This window comes from Ruegeria sp. HKCCA5763, assembly GCF_013034545.1.
Classification (GTDB): Bacteria; Pseudomonadota; Alphaproteobacteria; order Rhodobacterales; family Rhodobacteraceae; genus Ruegeria.
This window is the reverse complement of sequence record NZ_WQGF01000009.1, coordinates 68,196-83,442: the sequence shown is the minus strand read 5'-3', so window position 1 is coordinate 83,442 and position 15,247 is coordinate 68,196. Positions and strand designations below refer to the sequence as shown.

The following is a 15,247-nucleotide window of genomic DNA, read 5'->3' as shown; positions in this document are numbered from 1 at the left end:
CCGGCAGGAATGATGACGACGGAGGTAAGCCCCTTGGAAACCGTCAAACGTCGATCGAGCGTGCGATCAACTCTTTCATCACCTCATTGGTGCCGCCGTAGATCATCTGCACGCGCGCATCCGCATAAAGACGTGCAATCGGATATTCCATCATGAAGCCATAGCCGCCGAACAGCTGCAGACATTCATGCATGATCTCGTTCTGCACCTCAGATCCCCAATATTTGGCCATCGAGGCGGTGGCCGCGTCCAGCTCTCCAGCTTCCAGCTTTCCGATACAGTCGTTGATGAAGCTGCGCAGAACCTCGGCTTTGGTCTTGCATTCGGCCAGCTTGAACCGGGTGTTTTGGAAGTCCATCACCCGTTGCCCAAAAGCCTTGCGTTCCTGAACGTATTTCACCGTTTCAGCGATAGCGAAATCAATAGCGCCCAGCGCCATGATCGCGATGTTCAGCCGCTCCCACGGCAGTTGTTTCATAAGCTGATAGAAGCCCTGCCCTTCCTCAGCTCCCAGCAGGTTCGTCATTGGCACTTTGACATCTTCAAAGAACAACTCGGCCGTGTCGTTGCCCTTCATTCCCAGTTTTTTAAGGTTGCGCCCCCGGCGGAAGCCATCGGCCCCTTCGGTTTCAACCACGATCAAAGACACACCACGCGCGCCTTCGGATTTGTCTGTCTTGGTCGCCACAATAATCAGGTCAGCTGACTGCCCATTCGTGATGAAGATTTTCGAGCCGTTCAAACGATAAGAGTTTCCGTCTTTTTCAGCCGTCGTCCGCACCGCCTGCACGTCTGACCCGGTGCTAGGTTCCGTCATCGCCAGCGCGCCAACCATCTCGCCCGAGGCAAGTTTAGGCAGCCATTTCTGTTTTTGATCTTCGTTGCCATAAGCGGTGAGGTAATGCGTCACAATCGACTGAATGCCATAGCCCCAACCGGCATCGCCACGCGCGCCCTGTTCGTAGGCAGTGATTGCATCGAACCCCATGCCGCCGCCGACACCACCATACTCTTCGGGGATTGCTCCCGCCATAAGTCCGGTTTCACCCGCCTTACGCCAAAAGTCGCGATCCACCACACCGTTTTCGACCCAGGTTTCGATATTCGGCGTCAGTTCGTCATCCATGAACCGGCCCGCCATCTCGGCAAACATGCGGTGTTCATCGGTGACCCAAGCTGCGGTTGAAGTGAAAAGTGGCATCGAACGCTCTCCAGACAGTCTTTTGTTAAAGCCTAGCGCTCAGTCCGATTCACGCCAATGCGTGTGACGCCGCGTCCTGAAGTGGAACAACGAAACGTTCATTGCCCGACAATCCAAGCAGAAAAAGTTTAGCTGAGCAGGTTTAGTTCAGTGCCGAGGCCAGCAGTTTTTTCGCCGCATCCTTGGCGTCCCGCGCAGGATCACAGTGGTGAAGCAGAACGGCAGAGACAATGGCTCCCTCTTGCAAAAGTACAATCTGGCAGGCCAGTTTCTGCGGATCCTGAGCACCGGCCTGTTCAGCAACCGAAGTGAAATGGTCCAGCAGGAATTGCTTGTGCTCGGCAGCCTGCACATGGATCGGGTGATCCGGGTCCTGGAATTCAGCGCCTGCCTTGATGAACATGCACCCCCGGAACTCATCTTCTTCGAACCATTCTTTCAAAGCGTCAAAACTGACAAGGATTTGCTCGGCCGGAGTCTCTGCCATCTCATCGATGCGTTTCAAGAACCAATCGCGAAAGTTTTCGTCCCGCAGACGTAGTGCCGCAAGGATCAGTTCTTCCTTGGTGCGGAAGTGCTTGTACATCGATGTTTTGGACACGCCCGTTTCCACCACCAGCTTGTCCATGCCGGTCGCGTGAAATCCATCGCGGTAAAAGACCTTCAGGGCCTTACTCACCAGTTCGTCCCGTTTGTTTGGGCGCATGATTCGGCTCCATAGTGTACCGTTCTGTACATATTAACCCAAAACGCAAAGTGCAATAACATCAAATCAAGCTCCTGATTTTATAAGACTTTATTGACTTCAACAGTCTCAAACCGAAATTTTTTGAAGATTGCCCTTGCAAAAGTTAACAGATCGGTACACTTTGAGGTCGAAAGTTAACCGATCAGTACACCAGAGGATTTGACCGATGAAACGTCGCGCCAGCATTTTTCCATCTCAGTACGTTCCGTTCCTTCTGACCATGGCCCTTCTGGCCGCATCACTTGCCTGAAAGCTCTTGCCTTATGTCTCGCCCCCCTCAGCCCCCTTTCACGCTTGAAACCGCGACTCAGAAAGTGCGGATGGCGGAAAACGCCTGGAACAGTCGCGACCCCGACCGGGTGACGCCCGCCTACACCGAGGACAGTCATTGGCGAAACCGGGCCGAGTTTTTGACTGGCCATGCCGACATCCACGCCTTCTTGACGCGCAAATGGCGGAAGGAACTGGACTATCGCCTGATCAAGGAACTCTGGGCCTTTTCCGGAAATCGCATTGCAGTGCGCTATGCTTATGAATGGCGAGACGACAGCGGCCAGTGGTTCCGCTCTTATGGTAACGAGAACTGGGAATTTGCCGAAGACGGGCGCATGTCGCATCGCCACGCCTCATTGAACGATCTGCCGATCACCGAAGAGGACCGTCTGTTTCACTGGCCGCAAGGCGAACGCCCCGAAGATCATCCCGGACTGTCAGATTTGGGTCTTTGAAAGGACTTACCATGCCCCGTGCCTTTTCCCAACGTGCCTTCACCCCTGCCGTCCGCGCCCATCAAGAGCGGATGGGATCGGCAAAAACCTATGCCAAGTTCATCGAAAGTGGACCACAGCAGGGCCACTTGATCGGCGAGCCCGAAAAAGAGTTCATTCAGACACGGGATGGGTTCTATCAATCCACTGTGTCCGAAACCGGCTGGCCCTATGTGCAGTATCGCGGTGGTCCTGTGGGGTTTTTGAAAGTGCTGGGGCCGCAGACCATCGGCTATGCGGATTTTTCCGGCAACAAGCAATATATCTCGCGCGGGAACCTAGATGGGAATGATCGTATCGCGATGATCCTGATGGATTACGCCAACCAACGCCGCCTGAAGATCCTGGGGCGTGTCGAATTTACCGAAGGCGAAGCAGCCGCAGCCAGTTTGTATCCCGAAGGGGCCGAGGCCCCGGCGGAACGGGCCGTGATCATCCGTGTCGAGGCACTGGACTGGAACTGCCCGCGTCACATTACCCCTCGCTTCACCGAAGCCGAGCTGCGCCCCCATCTGAACACGCTTGGACAACAGCTGGCCCAGTTGCAGGCAGAGAATGAACGGCTGAAGCAACAACTGGCCAAGTCAGACTAACCCGCCGGACTTTCAAAGAAATTCGATATTCAGGAAAGGAATTTGCGCAATGGTTCGTTCAGTCTTTCAACTCTCGGCGGCGTGTCTTGCAGCGGCGGCCCTGATATTGCTGATCCTGATGCTTGGGTTTTTCGCCTCACCCAGCGCTGTGCGCACGTCTCCTTCCGTGTTCAGCACAATGCTATTTGATCACCTGAAGCAGGAGTGAAAGGCGATCAGCCCCGACCGGCTTTGACAATTGCTGCAATACCTGCGGCGCAAAACTCGACCAAGGGCTCTATGTCAGGCTGATCACCACCTTGCGACAGCGCCCTAACGCGCCAGCCGCTGTTGAGATGCGCCAACATGGCTGAAACCGAATACACCTGACCACTGGCCAACACTGCCGGATCAACATCGGGGTAAAGCGTAGCAATCTCTGCGATAAAATGCTGGGCCGTCGGATCGAAACACTCAGCCGCAATGTCGCTCCACCTTGGATCGACGGACACATGCGCCACTAGCCGGCCATAGGCCATCCAGCCCGGACCACCTGTTTCAGCCAGCTCCACATAAGGGCGGATAAAGCTGTCCAGAATGCTGTGCAATGTCAGCGACCCCTCGGCCCTAGCTTTGTTCAGCGTCTCGACCCGTAACTGCGCCAGTTCATCCGCGCGGCGGGCGACGGTGCGATAGAAAAGTTCTTCTTTTCCACCGCCGTGATGGTGCACTAGGCCGATCTGCACACCCGCCAAAGCGGCAATATCGCGGATCGAGGCGCCTTCGAATCCCCGTTCGGCAAAGACCAATTCCGCTGCATCCATGATCCGCGCCCGGGTCTCCAAAGACCGCTTGGACGGTGCTCTTTGCCTTGGTTTTTCAGTGTTTTTTAGAGTCATGAATTTCATCTTGCCTTATTTTGGTCGTTCGTTCAAGTTAAGCCTCACGAACTTTGGGAGGGTTCATGGAAGAAACGCGCGACGCATTCGCCCTGATCGGGGCGGGACCGATGGGATTGGCCGCGGCCAAGGTGCTGAAAGAACAAGGCATCGCATTTCAAGGGTTCGAGCTGCATTCGGATGTGGGCGGTCTGTGGGACATCGATGCCCCCAGATCAACCATGTATGAGACAGCGCATCTGATCTCGTCCAAGCGCATGACCGAGTTCGAAGACTTCCCGATGGATGAGGCTGTGGCCGAGTACCCTTCTCACTGGGCGATGCGCGACTATTTCCGTGCTTTTGCAGATCATTTCGGGTTGCGTGAGAACTATAGGTTCAATGCCGAAGTCACCCAGATCACGCCGCTGGGCAACTCGGGAGACGGTTGGCGCGTGTCTTGGAGGGATGCCGAAGGTGACCATCAGGCCGACTTCGCAGGGGTTATGATAGCAAACGGCACCCTGTCGGAACCGAACATGCCAGAATTCCCCGGAACCTTCGACGGCGAATTGATCCATGCCTCTCAATACCGGTATCCCAGTCAATTCGACGGCAAGCGCGTATTGGTTGTGGGTGCAGGCAACTCCGGTTGCGACATTGCAGTGGACGCGATCCATCATGCAAAACGCTGCGACCTGTCGATGCGGCGCGGATACTATTTCGTCCCGAAATATGTCTTTGGCAAACCTGCTGACACGATGGGTGGCAAGATCCGCCTGCCCATGTGGTTAAAGCGAAAGGTCGACAGTCTGATCCTCGGCTGGTTCGTCGGAAATCCGCAGAAATACGGCTTTCCCAAACCCGATTATCAGCTTTACGAAAGCCATCCGGTGGTAAATTCACTGGTCCTGTATCACGCAGGCCACGGCGATCTGCGCATTCGCCCCGATATCGACCGGCTTGAGGGTCACACCGTTCACTTCAAGGACGGCACCAGCGAAGACTACGACATGATCCTCGCCGCAACCGGATACAAGCTGCACTATCCTTTCATCGATAAGGACCTGCTGAACTGGCAGGGCGATGCCCCGCATCTTTTCCTGAACACCATACACCCCGAACGCGACGATCTGTTTGTGCTGGGCATGGTCGAGGCCACGGGTCTTGGCTGGCAGGGGAGGCACGAACAGGCCGAGATGGTGGCGCGCTATATCAAGGGTCTTCAATGCGGTTGCCCGGCGGCGGCCGATCTGAAAACCGAAAAACAAAAAGACTACACGCGCGCCACCGGAGGCATGAACTATATCGATCTGCCCCGCATGGCTTATTACGTGGACAAGGCCACATATAGAAAGGCCGTCACTGGCTGGATCGACCGGCTGCGGAAAGCCGCCGCATGAGTGGTATTGACGAAGTCACGCTGAATTTCAGCCCGGCGTCGCTGACGTTGCTGAACGCCATTCTGGCGATTGTGATGTTCTCGATCGCGATCGACCTGACGCCGCGGGATTTTGATCGCCTGAGACGCGCGCCGAAACCGGTGATTGTCGGGCTGTTGTCTCAGTTCGTGGTCCTGCCCGCACTGACCTTTGCGCTGGTGTGGATCACAGAGCCACGTGCATCCATCGCGTTAGGGCTGATCCTTGTTGCGGCTTGTCCCGGAGGCAACATCTCGAACTTCATAACGCATCGCGCGGGCGGCAATGCAGCTCTGTCTGTGTCGATGACAGCGTTTGCCACTATTGGCGCAATCTTCATGACGCCTTTCAACATCGCGCTTTGGGGCGGGCTGTATCCACCAACCCGAGCGATCCTGCAGCAGACCCAGATCGATCCGGTGCAAATCGCCATTCTCGTCGGCTTGATGCTGATCCTGCCCCTGGTTCTGGGTATTGCGTTGAATCAGCGTCGACCAGCCCTGACCGCCCGTCTGCGGGCGCCGTTGCAATACCTGTCGATGGGTATCTTCGCGGCCTTCATCCTGCTTGCCCTGGCCGCCAACTGGGGATTCTTCCTCAGCTTTGCCGGGGCGGTTGCCGGGCTTGTGATCCTTCACAACGCCCTGGCGCTGGGGGGCGGTTGGGTCGTGGCCACTCTGACCCGGCTATCCCCCTTTGATCGTCGCGCAATCACCATAGAGACCGGCATTCAGAATTCAGGGCTTGGACTGGTCTTGATCTTCGCTTTTTTCCACGGGCTGGGCGGCATGGCGGTTGTGGCCGCGTTCTGGGGCATCTGGCACGCGATATCGGGCATTGCGCTTGCGTCGGTCATGGCCCGAACCGAGGCCGCGCGATGACCCGTATTCTGATCACAGGCGCAGCCGGTATGGTCGGGCAAGCACTGTTGCCGGAGCTTGAGGGGCATGAGGTCTTTGCCACCGACCTAAGACGCCCGGAGTCTTTGCCGGAATACGTCGCCTTCCTGCCCATGGACGTGACAAGCGACGCCCCTGCCCGCGTGATCACCAAGGTGAAGCCGGATGTCATCGTGCATCTGGCCTCAATCGTGACGCCCACGCCCAAGATGGGACGCGCCGCAGCATACGCTGTTGACGTCGAAGGAACACGCACGGTGGTGAATGCGGCGATTGCCAACGGCGTACGCAGACTGGTGGTCACATCATCGGGGGCTGCGTATGGGTATCACGCAGACAACCGCATTCCACTGCGCGAGCGTGACCCGCTGCGGGGCAATCCGGAATTCCCTTATTCCGACCACAAGAGACAGGTCGAGGAATTGTTGGCGGAAGCCCGAAGCGCTGCCCCTGATCTTGAACAGGTCGTTCTGCGCGTGGGGACGGTGCTGGGGGCTGGCACTGAAAACCAGATCACCGCCCTGTTTCACAAGCCGCGCCTGCTGGCTGTGGCCGGCAGCGAAAGCCCGTTTGTGTTTATCTGGACGCACGATCTGGCCCGTATCCTGCGGCGCGCAGCGACAGACGGGCCACCCGGCGTTTATAACGTCGCCGGGGACGGAGCGATGGGTGTCACCGATCTGGCCGATGCCATGGGGAAATCGGTTCTGCGTCTTCCTGCTTGGGCACTGAAGGCGGCTTTATCCGTGGCACGCCCGCTTGGCTTGTCTCGCTATGGGCCGGAACAGGTACGGTTTCTGCAATATCGACCTGTTTTGGACAATTCCGCCCTCAAATCAGAATTCGGATATACACCCGAAAAAACCAGCGCCGAGGTGTTCGCGTTCTGGCAAAAGCAGGCCGGGCTATGAAGACAGCTGTCATATCAGGTGGAGCAGGTGGTTTGGGGCAAGCCCTGAGCCATGCCCTGCAAGCCCGCGGTTGGCGGGTCGTGTTGCTGGACCTTGACGTCTCAGGCTTGGACACCAGGCCAAACCAGTTGCCAATCGCTTGCGATCTGACAGACCCCGAGCAGCTTGCTGACGCAACCCAAAGGGTGATCGAATCCAGCGAAAGTACTGATCTGGTCATCTACAACGCCGGGGTCACGCAAATTCGGGGGTTTGATCAGTCCGACGCCGCCAGCCACCGAATGGTGTTCGACATTAACTACTTTGCAGCCGTTGAAATGGCCCGCGCGTTTCTGCAACCAGTCCGGACATCAAAGGGATCGCATTTGGCGATTTCGTCCGTGGCAGGGTTTGCACCGCTCTATCACCGGACGGCCTATGCTGCATCGAAACACGCGCTTGAGGGGTTTTTCAAATCGCTCCGCTCCGAAGAAGCACCTCATGGTGTTCGGGTTCAGATCGCGGCACCGTCTTTCGTGGCCACCAACCCGGGCAACGCACAAGAGCAGGCCGATGGAACGGCAAGACCCGGATCGGCAAAGGATGGTATGGATGAGATGAGCCCTGAGGCCGCCGCCAAAGCAATCCTGCGAGGATTAGACAAATCGCAGCCGATGATTCCGGTTGGACGTGTGGCGCGTTTGTCTTGGTGGCTGAACAGCCTCTCACCGCGCCTGTATCAACGCATGATGGAGCGCAATATACGCGGGCCAGCAGAATAGATTTTTGCCATGACCCCTTGACCTTCCCGTGACTGGAAACCCCATTTGAAGGGCAAGGTAAGCTGCGGAACGAGTCGCATGGCACATGAAACACTCAAAGAGCTCAAAATCACCGGCATGGGCTGCGCGTCCTGTGTGGGCCGTGTCGAAGCGGCCCTGCGCGATGTGCCAGGTGTCGATGCGGCTTCGGTCAACTTTGCAACCAAATCAGCGCAAGTGGCGTTTGACGGGCCGGTTACGGCTCTGACTACGGCGCTGGATGCGGCAGGGTATCCTGCTGAAACCAATTGCGTAGATCTGAGTGTCGACGGGATGAATTGCGCCTCGTGCGTGGCCAAGATCGAACGCGCGCTAGTAGCCAACCCGGGTGTAATAGACGCTCAGGTAAATCTCGCAACTCAAACCGCCAAAGTGACATACGCGGCGGGGACAACCACGCCAGAGCAGTTAGCACAGGTAGTCACCGGAATCGGATACCCTGCGCGCCTTCAAAACGCCCAGGAACCTGAAAGCCGCGAAGATGACGAAATTCGCAATCTGAGCCGCACCACGATGCTTGCCGCCGTCCTCGCGCTGCCCGTGTTTGTTCTTGAGATGGGTGGGCACATGATCCCCGCATTCCATCATTGGGTACACGCCACCGTCGGTGTGCAGACCAGTCAGCTTATCCAGTTTGCTCTGACCTCGGCCCTGTTGATCGGTCCGGGACGAGTGTTTTACCGCAAGGGCATCCCATCCCTGCTACACGGCACGCCGGATATGAACGCGCTTGTCGCGTTGGGGACCGGGGCGGCCTATCTCTATTCCGTGGTGGCCACATTCACCCCAAATGTGCTGCCGCAAGGCACCGCCAATGTCTATTTCGAAGCTGCAGCAGTCATCGTTGTTCTGATCCTTCTGGGTCGGCTTATGGAGGCGCGCGCCAAAGGCAGAACCGGGGCCGCAATCCGGAAGCTGGTAGGCTTGCAGCCCAAAACCGCAAGGGTCGAAGTGGATGGCCGAACAGAGGACCGTCCGATTGCTGAAATAGTTGTCGGAGACATTTTGCGCGTTCGTCCGGGCGAGCGCCTGCCAGTAGATGCCGAAGTGCTTGAGGGCACATCTTACGTCGACGAAAGCATGATCACTGGCGAGCCTGTGCCGGTCGGAAAATCGCAAGGGGCCGCTGTTGTTGGCGGCACGGTGAACGGGACCGGAGCCTTGCGGGTACGCGCCGCGCGCGTTGGGGACGACACGGTTCTGGCTCAGGTCATCCGCATGGTGCAGCAGGCACAGGGGGCCAAATTGCCCATTCAAGGGCTGGTCGACCAGATCACCTATCGCTTCGTCCCCGCCGTCATTCTCGTTGCTGTAATCACCGTCCTAATCTGGCTGATTATCGGTCCCAGCCCCGCCTTGCCGCTCGCGCTTGTGGCAGGTGTTTCGGTGCTGATCATTGCCTGCCCCTGTGCGATGGGGCTGGCGACGCCCACTTCTATCATGGTGGGCACGGGGCGCGCAGCAGAACTGGGGGTATTGTTCCGCAAAGGCGACGCGTTACAGCAGCTTCAACAAGCACGCATTATCGCGCTGGACAAAACCGGGACACTGACGCTCGGCCGTCCCGAGTTGGATAGCGTGATGACGGCGAACGGGTTTGACAGGGATGAGGTTGTGCGACTAGCTGCATCCCTCGAAGCACAGTCAGAGCATCCAATTGCATCGGCCATCACTCGGGCCGGTCCTTCTGCTCTGCCCAGGGCGTCGAATGTCCAATCAATCACCGGACTGGGTGTACAGGGCCTCGTTGAAGGTCAGGAAGTTTTGGTCGGGTCGTACAGGCTGATGAAAAACCGGGGGATTGAACTTGGCCGCTTGGCGGACGAGGCCGAAGAGCGCGCCTCTGAAGGGGCAACGCCGCTATTCGTTGCCTTAGATGGGCAGGCCGCTGCGACGATTTCTGTGTCCGACCCGATTAAGTCCGGCACCGAAGAAGCGCTGCAGAGGTTGCACCAGATGGGGCTGACTGTGGCCATGGTCACCGGAGACAACGCGCGGACGGCACAGGCGTTGGCTGATCGGTTGGGGATCGATCACGTCACTGCCGAGGTGTTGCCGGACGGTAAAGTAGATGCGATCACGGCTTTGCGGGGTAGTTTCGGAACGCTGGCTTTTGTTGGCGATGGGATCAACGATGCCCCGGCGCTTGCATCTGCGGATATCGGCATCGCCATTGGGACAGGTACGGATGTGGCGATCGAAACGGCGGACGTTGTGCTGATGTCGGGTGATTTGCGTGGCGTTGCAAACGCGACCGAGATCAGCCGTCGCACAATGCGAAACATTCGCCAGAACCTCGGATGGGCGTTTGGTTACAATGTCCTGCTGATCCCGGTGGCGGCTGGCGCACTGTATCCGTTTGGCGGTCATCTGTTGTCGCCTGCTTTGGCAGCAGGCGCGATGGCTTTGTCGAGTGTTTTTGTGGTCTCAAATGCTTTGCGTCTGCGTCGCGTTCGCACCAGAGTGTCGGAAACCCCGACCTTGGCCGCCAACGAGGTGCACCCATGAATATCGGAGACGTATCTGCACGCACAGGTCTGCCCGCCAAGACGATCCGCTATTATGAGGATATCGACTTGATCAAGCCTCTGCGCGACGACAACGGGTATCGCCGTTTTCGCGATCAGGACGTGCACAAGCTGAACTTTCTGGGCCGCGCCCGTGCGCTTGGGTTCACCATCGAAGATTGCCGTACCCTGTTGGCGTTGTATGAGGATGAAACCCGCGCAAGCGCCGATGTGAAACGGGTCGCGCGGGATCATCTGGCGCAGATCGAGGCCAAGATCGCGGACCTGAACGCGATGCGCGATACGCTTAGCCATCTCATCGATGCGTGCGCCGGAGATGACCGCCCTGATTGCCCGATCCTGAAAGATCTGGGAGGGAAAGGCTGACACGGGGTTGCCCTTTGGGCGCAGCTTTGCTTTGTCTTCGCCAAAGATTTCGGCCTGAGACCATGGTCGAACAGTGGAGAGGATCACAAAATGGCAAAAGTCGCGTTCCTTGGCCTTGGTGTCATGGGCTATCCCATGGCCGGACATCTGAAAGCCGCAGGTCATGACGTTACCGTCTACAACCGCACCACAGCCAAGGCCGAAGCCTGGGTGGCCCAGTATGGCGGGGCCATGGCGGCTACTCCGAAAGACGCCGTCCTGGGCGCGGAATTTGTCATGGCCTGCGTGGGCAATGATAACGATCTGCGCATGGTCTGCTCAGGCGAGGACGGTGCGTTTCACGGCATGTCCGACGGAGCCATCTTCGTCGATCACACAACGGTCTCGGCAGATGTCACGCGTGAGCTTTGCAAGGCCGGCGCCGCGCAGGGGGTCGCCTTTGTCGACGCGCCGATCTCGGGCGGTCAGGCCGGGGCTGAAAACGGTGTTCTGTCCATCATGTGCGGTGGTGATCAGGCCGCATACGATGCGGCCGAACCGCTGATGGAGGTCTATTCCAAGATTTGCCGCCGCATTGGCGACAGCGGCGCGGGCCAATTGACCAAGATGTGTAACCAGATCGCGATTGCCGGTTTGGTTCAGGCCCTCAGCGAGGCGCTGCATTTTGCCGAGAAAGCAGGGTTGGACGGGCGATCCGTGGTAGAGGTAATCAGCCAGGGCGCGGCTGGAAGCTGGCAGATGGTGAACCGTCACGAGACGATGTTGGACGATCATTTCGAACACGGGTTTGCCGTGGATTGGATGCGCAAGGATTTGGGTATTTGTATGGATGAAGCCAACGTCAATGGTGCATCACTGCCCGTGACCGCATTGGTCGACCAGTTTTACAAGGACGTTCAAAAACTCGGCGGTGGGCGGTGGGATACGTCGTCTCTGTTCAAGCGCTTGCGCGCGTTGGACTGAGGGTTCAGGGGGCTGTCTGCCCCCTCTTGGCCCGTTGGGCCAATTCACCCCCGAAGGTATTTTTAGCCAGATGAAGAGGATCCCGGGTGCACCGGGGCGGAGAGCGACATGAGCGAATTGGTGAAGTTCTGGGCGGATGCATTGCGGCAGCACTGGGGGCTGGACGCGCGTTTGAAGCGGTTGGATGGCGAATACGACCTAAACTTTCTGGTGCAGGCCACCAATGGGCAGGACTATGTTCTGAAGGTCATGCGAGCAGGTTGCGAAGCCGGTTTGGTGGACCTGCAGATACAGGCACTGGCCCATATTGCATCGGAAGCACCGGGTTTGCCTTTTCCCAAAGTGTTCCCCGATTTGAACGGCGATGTGTTACCCGAGATTACAGACTCTGAGGCTCAGCCTAGGCTGGCATGGTTGCTGGAATGCCTGCCCGGGCGATGCTACGCAAAGGCGGCACCAAAATCCGAAGAATTGATCCTGAAACTTGGGCGCGTGCTGGGAGCAACCGATCGGGCCCTGGAAGGTTTCCAGCATGAGGGGCTGCATCGGGCCGATTTCAAATGGGACTTGATGCAGGCGGATTGGATTGCGGGTAAGCTGGACGCGATTTCTGGTCCTTCGCGACAAGCCTTGCTAAAGGAAATCTGCGGCGGGTTTGCTGCGATCTCCGGCACCCTTGCGGATCTGCCAAAACAAGCCATCCACAATGATGCCAATGACTATAACATTCTGGTCGAAGGGGAATTGAGTGAACGGCGGCGGATCTCGGGCCTGATCGATCTGGGTGACATGTGCGCGGCGCCGCGAGTCTGCGATCTGGCGATTGCCGGGGCTTACATAGTGTTGGACCATCCCAAACCAGAACGGGCGCTGTCTGCGTTGGTGAAAGGTTATCACGCGGCCAACCGGCTGAGCGTCGACGAAGTAGACTTGATCTGGCCGCTGCTGCGGATGCGGCTTGCCGTGTCGGTCGTCAACTCGACCCTGATGGCAGCCGAGAACCCGGATGACCCTTATGTAACCATCTCGCAGGCACCCGCATGGCGGTTCCTTGAGAACGCCTCGGTCAATGGCGGGTTGATGGCGGCGCGCTTGCGCGCGGCGTGCGGCCTGCCTGTTGTCGACGGAGCTGAGCGCATCCAAGCCTATCTGAAGGATCATCGTGGCCAGTTTGCCGATATGTTCGGTCAGGATCTGAGCGATGCGCCCATGGGCTCGCTGTCGGTTGAAAACTGTGTCTGGCCTCAGAACCCGTTCCACATGCCTTTGGCCGAAGCCGCGCGGGTCGGCGAGGAATATGGGCAAGATCTGTGGCTGGGCTATTACAACGAGCCCCGCCTGATCTATGCCGAACCGGGGTTCCGCAAGGGCCCGTGGAAAGCCTCGGACCGGCGGACAGTGCATTTGGCCGTGGATGTGTTTGCGTCTGCCGGGACGGTGCTGCACGCGCCCATGAGCGGGCGGGTTGAGGTCGTCGAGAAACGCGACAGCCACCTCGACTATGGCGGGGTGATCATCCTGCATCACGAAACGCCCGAAGGTGATCCGTTCTATACGCTCTATGGTCATCTGGATCCAGAATGCTGTGACAGGCTGAAACCCGGCGATCCGGTAGCACAGGGGGCGGCGTTTGCCCGGCTGGGCGATGCCAGCCAGAATGGCGGATGGGCACCTCATGTGCATTTCCAACTGGCCCTGACCACCGATGGTATGGAGGCGGACTGGCCCGGTGTTGGCGATCCTGACGAGATGGAGCTGTGGCACGCGGTCTGTCCGAACCCCGCCGCCTTGCTGAACCTGCCGGATGACAAGGTGTTTTACCAACCCACTGACAAGCAGGCGATCCAGCAAGGGCGACGCGATCATTTTGGCGGTAACCTGTCTCTGACCTATGACGATCCGGTCATGCTGGTGCGTGGGTGGAAACACCACCTGTTCGACGAATGGGGCCGCCCCTATCTGGACGCCTATAACAACGTTCCTCATGTCGGCCATGCGCATCCGCGTATTCAGGCCGTGGCAGCGGATCAGTTGAGGCGGATGAATTCGAACACCCGTTATCTGCATCCGGCCCAAACCGCTTTTGCCGACAAGATCCTGTCCAAACTGCCAGATCATTTCGAGGTCTGCTTCTTCGTCAATTCCGGGACCGAGGCCAATGAGCTGGCTCTGCGACTGGCCCGTGCCCATACCGGAGCGAAAGGGATCGTGACGCCGGATCACGGCTATCACGGGAATACAAACGCGGCTGTGGCGATCTCGGCTTATAAGTTCAACAAGCCTGGTGGCATCGGCAAAGCCGACTGGGTTGAGCTGGTCGAAGTCGCGGATGACTACCGCGGTTCGTTCAAGCGAGACGATGCGGATCGGGCCCAGAAATTTGCCGATCTTTTAGACCCGGCAATCACAGCCTTGAACGCGCGCGGGCAAGGCGTAGCAGGGTTTATTGCGGAAACCTTCCCTTCGGTCGGAGGACAGATCATTCCTCCCAAGGGCTATCTGCCTGCGGTTTATGAGAAAATCCGTGCCGCCGGTGGTGTCTGCATCGCAGATGAGGTGCAGACAGGTCTTGGTCGTCTGGGCGAGTACTACTTTGGCTTTGAACACCAGGGCGCGCTGCCTGACATTGTTGTCATGGGCAAACCGATCGGCAACGGGCACCCTCTGGGCGTGTTGGTGACGACCAGGGAAATTGCGGACAGCTTCAACAATGGGATTGAATTCTTTTCCACCTTCGGCGGCTCGACCCTGTCCTGCCGGATCGGCAAGGAGGTGCTGGACATCGTTGACGACGAAGGTCTGCAAGACAATGCCCGCCTCATGGGAGACCGTCTGATGACCGGGCTGCGTCAGATCGAAAACGACTTTGGCTGTGTTGGCGACGTGCGGGGCATGGGGTTGTTTCTGGGTGTTGAGCTGATCAACACTGACGGGTCAGAAGGAACCGAGATTTGCAGCTATGTCAAAAACCGGATGCGCGATCATCGCATTCTGATCGGCAGCGAAGGTCCCAAAGACAACATCCTGAAAATCCGCCCGCCGCTGACCATCGAGGCCGAGGATGTGGACATGATCCTGTGGGCCTTGCGGGACGTGCTGTCTGAGGTGGGCGACTACACCCCTGCGCCGGTTTGCGATCATGATCATCACCACGCAGGATGTGGATGCTGCTGAACAAGATAACCCCGGCGCA

14 protein-coding genes are annotated in these 15,247 nt (G+C 57.9%); 11 read left to right on the top strand and 3 right to left on the bottom strand.

What is annotated here, in order from left to right:
- Positions 1 to 43 precede the first annotated feature (43 nt).
- Positions 44 to 1,201, bottom strand: coding sequence for an acyl-CoA dehydrogenase family protein (locus GOV89_RS15720; RefSeq protein WP_171238573.1), 1,158 nt, complete (start codon positions 1,199 to 1,201; stop codon positions 44 to 46).
- Between the two features lie 142 nt (positions 1,202 to 1,343).
- Complete coding sequence (locus GOV89_RS15715) at positions 1,344 to 1,907, bottom strand: TetR/AcrR family transcriptional regulator (RefSeq protein ID WP_171238572.1); 564 nt, start codon at positions 1,905 to 1,907, stop codon at positions 1,344 to 1,346.
- A 305-nt stretch (positions 1,908 to 2,212) separates the two neighbouring features.
- Between GOV89_RS15715 and GOV89_RS15710 the strand changes: the two genes are divergently transcribed.
- The 3 genes from GOV89_RS15710 to GOV89_RS15700 are packed head-to-tail and all read left to right on the top strand — an operon-like array spanning position 2,213 to position 3,517.
- Positions 2,213 to 2,677: a nuclear transport factor 2 family protein gene (locus tag GOV89_RS15710; protein WP_171238571.1), complete on the top strand. Its 465-nt coding sequence runs from the start codon at positions 2,213 to 2,215 to the stop codon at positions 2,675 to 2,677.
- Between the two features lie 11 nt (positions 2,678 to 2,688).
- Positions 2,689 to 3,309: a pyridoxamine 5'-phosphate oxidase family protein gene (locus GOV89_RS15705; RefSeq protein WP_171238570.1), complete on the top strand. Its 621-nt coding sequence runs from the start codon at positions 2,689 to 2,691 to the stop codon at positions 3,307 to 3,309.
- A 49-nt stretch (positions 3,310 to 3,358) separates the two neighbouring features.
- On the top strand, positions 3,359 to 3,517 hold the full coding sequence (locus GOV89_RS15700) for a hypothetical protein (protein ID WP_171238569.1): 159 nt from the start codon (positions 3,359 to 3,361) through the stop codon (positions 3,515 to 3,517).
- Between the two features lie 7 nt (positions 3,518 to 3,524).
- Here the strand turns inward: GOV89_RS15700 and GOV89_RS15695 are convergent, their stop codons facing one another.
- Positions 3,525 to 4,187: a TetR/AcrR family transcriptional regulator gene (locus GOV89_RS15695; RefSeq protein ID WP_171238568.1), complete on the bottom strand. Its 663-nt coding sequence runs from the start codon at positions 4,185 to 4,187 to the stop codon at positions 3,525 to 3,527.
- Between the two features lie 65 nt (positions 4,188 to 4,252).
- Here GOV89_RS15695 and GOV89_RS15690 point away from each other — a divergent pair, with 65 nt between their 5' ends.
- From GOV89_RS15690 to GOV89_RS15655, 8 genes are all read left to right on the top strand, one after another.
- Complete coding sequence (locus GOV89_RS15690) at positions 4,253 to 5,569, top strand: NAD(P)/FAD-dependent oxidoreductase (RefSeq protein ID WP_171238567.1); 1,317 nt, start codon at positions 4,253 to 4,255, stop codon at positions 5,567 to 5,569.
- Positions 5,566 to 6,468 carry a bile acid:sodium symporter family protein gene (locus GOV89_RS15685; RefSeq protein ID WP_171238566.1) on the top strand — a complete coding sequence of 301 codons (903 nt, stop codon included), beginning with the start codon at positions 5,566 to 5,568 and terminating at the stop codon, positions 6,466 to 6,468. The genes GOV89_RS15690 and GOV89_RS15685 overlap by 4 nt, the downstream gene beginning before the upstream one ends.
- A complete protein-coding gene (locus GOV89_RS15680; protein WP_171238565.1) occupies positions 6,465 to 7,397 on the top strand; it encodes an SDR family oxidoreductase in 933 nt (310 codons plus the stop codon). Before GOV89_RS15685 ends, GOV89_RS15680 begins: the two co-directional genes overlap by 4 nt.
- Positions 7,394 to 8,158: an SDR family oxidoreductase gene (locus tag GOV89_RS15675; protein ID WP_171238564.1), complete on the top strand. Its 765-nt coding sequence runs from the start codon at positions 7,394 to 7,396 to the stop codon at positions 8,156 to 8,158. The genes GOV89_RS15680 and GOV89_RS15675 overlap by 4 nt, the downstream gene beginning before the upstream one ends.
- Positions 8,159 to 8,236: 78 nt before the next feature.
- Positions 8,237 to 10,705: a heavy metal translocating P-type ATPase gene (locus GOV89_RS15670; protein ID WP_171238563.1), complete on the top strand. Its 2,469-nt coding sequence runs from the start codon at positions 8,237 to 8,239 to the stop codon at positions 10,703 to 10,705.
- Positions 10,702 to 11,091 carry a Cu(I)-responsive transcriptional regulator gene (gene cueR / locus GOV89_RS15665; protein WP_171238562.1) on the top strand — a complete coding sequence of 130 codons (390 nt, stop codon included), beginning with the start codon at positions 10,702 to 10,704 and terminating at the stop codon, positions 11,089 to 11,091. The genes GOV89_RS15670 and cueR overlap by 4 nt, the downstream gene beginning before the upstream one ends.
- A gap of 90 nt (positions 11,092 to 11,181) precedes the next feature.
- Positions 11,182 to 12,054, top strand: coding sequence for an NAD(P)-dependent oxidoreductase (locus GOV89_RS15660; RefSeq protein WP_171176010.1), 873 nt, complete (start codon positions 11,182 to 11,184; stop codon positions 12,052 to 12,054).
- Between the two features lie 108 nt (positions 12,055 to 12,162).
- The gene (locus tag GOV89_RS15655) at positions 12,163 to 15,228 is read left to right on the top strand and encodes an aminotransferase class III-fold pyridoxal phosphate-dependent enzyme (RefSeq protein WP_171238561.1); all 3,066 of its coding nucleotides are present in this window, start codon (positions 12,163 to 12,165) and stop codon (positions 15,226 to 15,228) included.
- The last annotated feature ends 19 nt before the right edge of the window (positions 15,229 to 15,247 follow it).

What these genes read in the sequence shown, in the direction of transcription:
- GOV89_RS15680 (WP_171238565.1), top strand. Translation starts at nt 6,465, where the DNA reads ATGACCCGTATTCTGATCACAGGCGCAGCCGGTATGGTCGGGCAAGCA.
- GOV89_RS15655 (WP_171238561.1), top strand. Translation starts at nt 12,163, where the DNA reads ATGAGCGAATTGGTGAAGTTCTGGGCGGATGCATTGCGGCAGCACTGG.
- GOV89_RS15670 (WP_171238563.1), top strand. Translation starts at nt 8,237, where the DNA reads ATGGCACATGAAACACTCAAAGAGCTCAAAATCACCGGCATGGGCTGC.
- GOV89_RS15660 (WP_171176010.1), top strand. Translation starts at nt 11,182, where the DNA reads ATGGCAAAAGTCGCGTTCCTTGGCCTTGGTGTCATGGGCTATCCCATG.
- GOV89_RS15715 (WP_171238572.1), bottom strand. Translation starts at nt 1,907, where the DNA reads ATGCGCCCAAACAAACGGGACGAACTGGTGAGTAAGGCCCTGAAGGTC.
- GOV89_RS15690 (WP_171238567.1), top strand. Translation starts at nt 4,253, where the DNA reads ATGGAAGAAACGCGCGACGCATTCGCCCTGATCGGGGCGGGACCGATG.
- GOV89_RS15710 (WP_171238571.1), top strand. Translation starts at nt 2,213, where the DNA reads ATGTCTCGCCCCCCTCAGCCCCCTTTCACGCTTGAAACCGCGACTCAG.
- cueR (WP_171238562.1), top strand. Translation starts at nt 10,702, where the DNA reads ATGAATATCGGAGACGTATCTGCACGCACAGGTCTGCCCGCCAAGACG.
- GOV89_RS15695 (WP_171238568.1), bottom strand. Translation starts at nt 4,187, where the DNA reads ATGACTCTAAAAAACACTGAAAAACCAAGGCAAAGAGCACCGTCCAAG.
- GOV89_RS15705 (WP_171238570.1), top strand. Translation starts at nt 2,689, where the DNA reads ATGCCCCGTGCCTTTTCCCAACGTGCCTTCACCCCTGCCGTCCGCGCC.
- GOV89_RS15685 (WP_171238566.1), top strand. Translation starts at nt 5,566, where the DNA reads ATGAGTGGTATTGACGAAGTCACGCTGAATTTCAGCCCGGCGTCGCTG.
- GOV89_RS15700 (WP_171238569.1), top strand. Translation starts at nt 3,359, where the DNA reads ATGGTTCGTTCAGTCTTTCAACTCTCGGCGGCGTGTCTTGCAGCGGCG.
- GOV89_RS15675 (WP_171238564.1), top strand. Translation starts at nt 7,394, where the DNA reads ATGAAGACAGCTGTCATATCAGGTGGAGCAGGTGGTTTGGGGCAAGCC.
- GOV89_RS15720 (WP_171238573.1), bottom strand. Translation starts at nt 1,201, where the DNA reads ATGCCACTTTTCACTTCAACCGCAGCTTGGGTCACCGATGAACACCGC.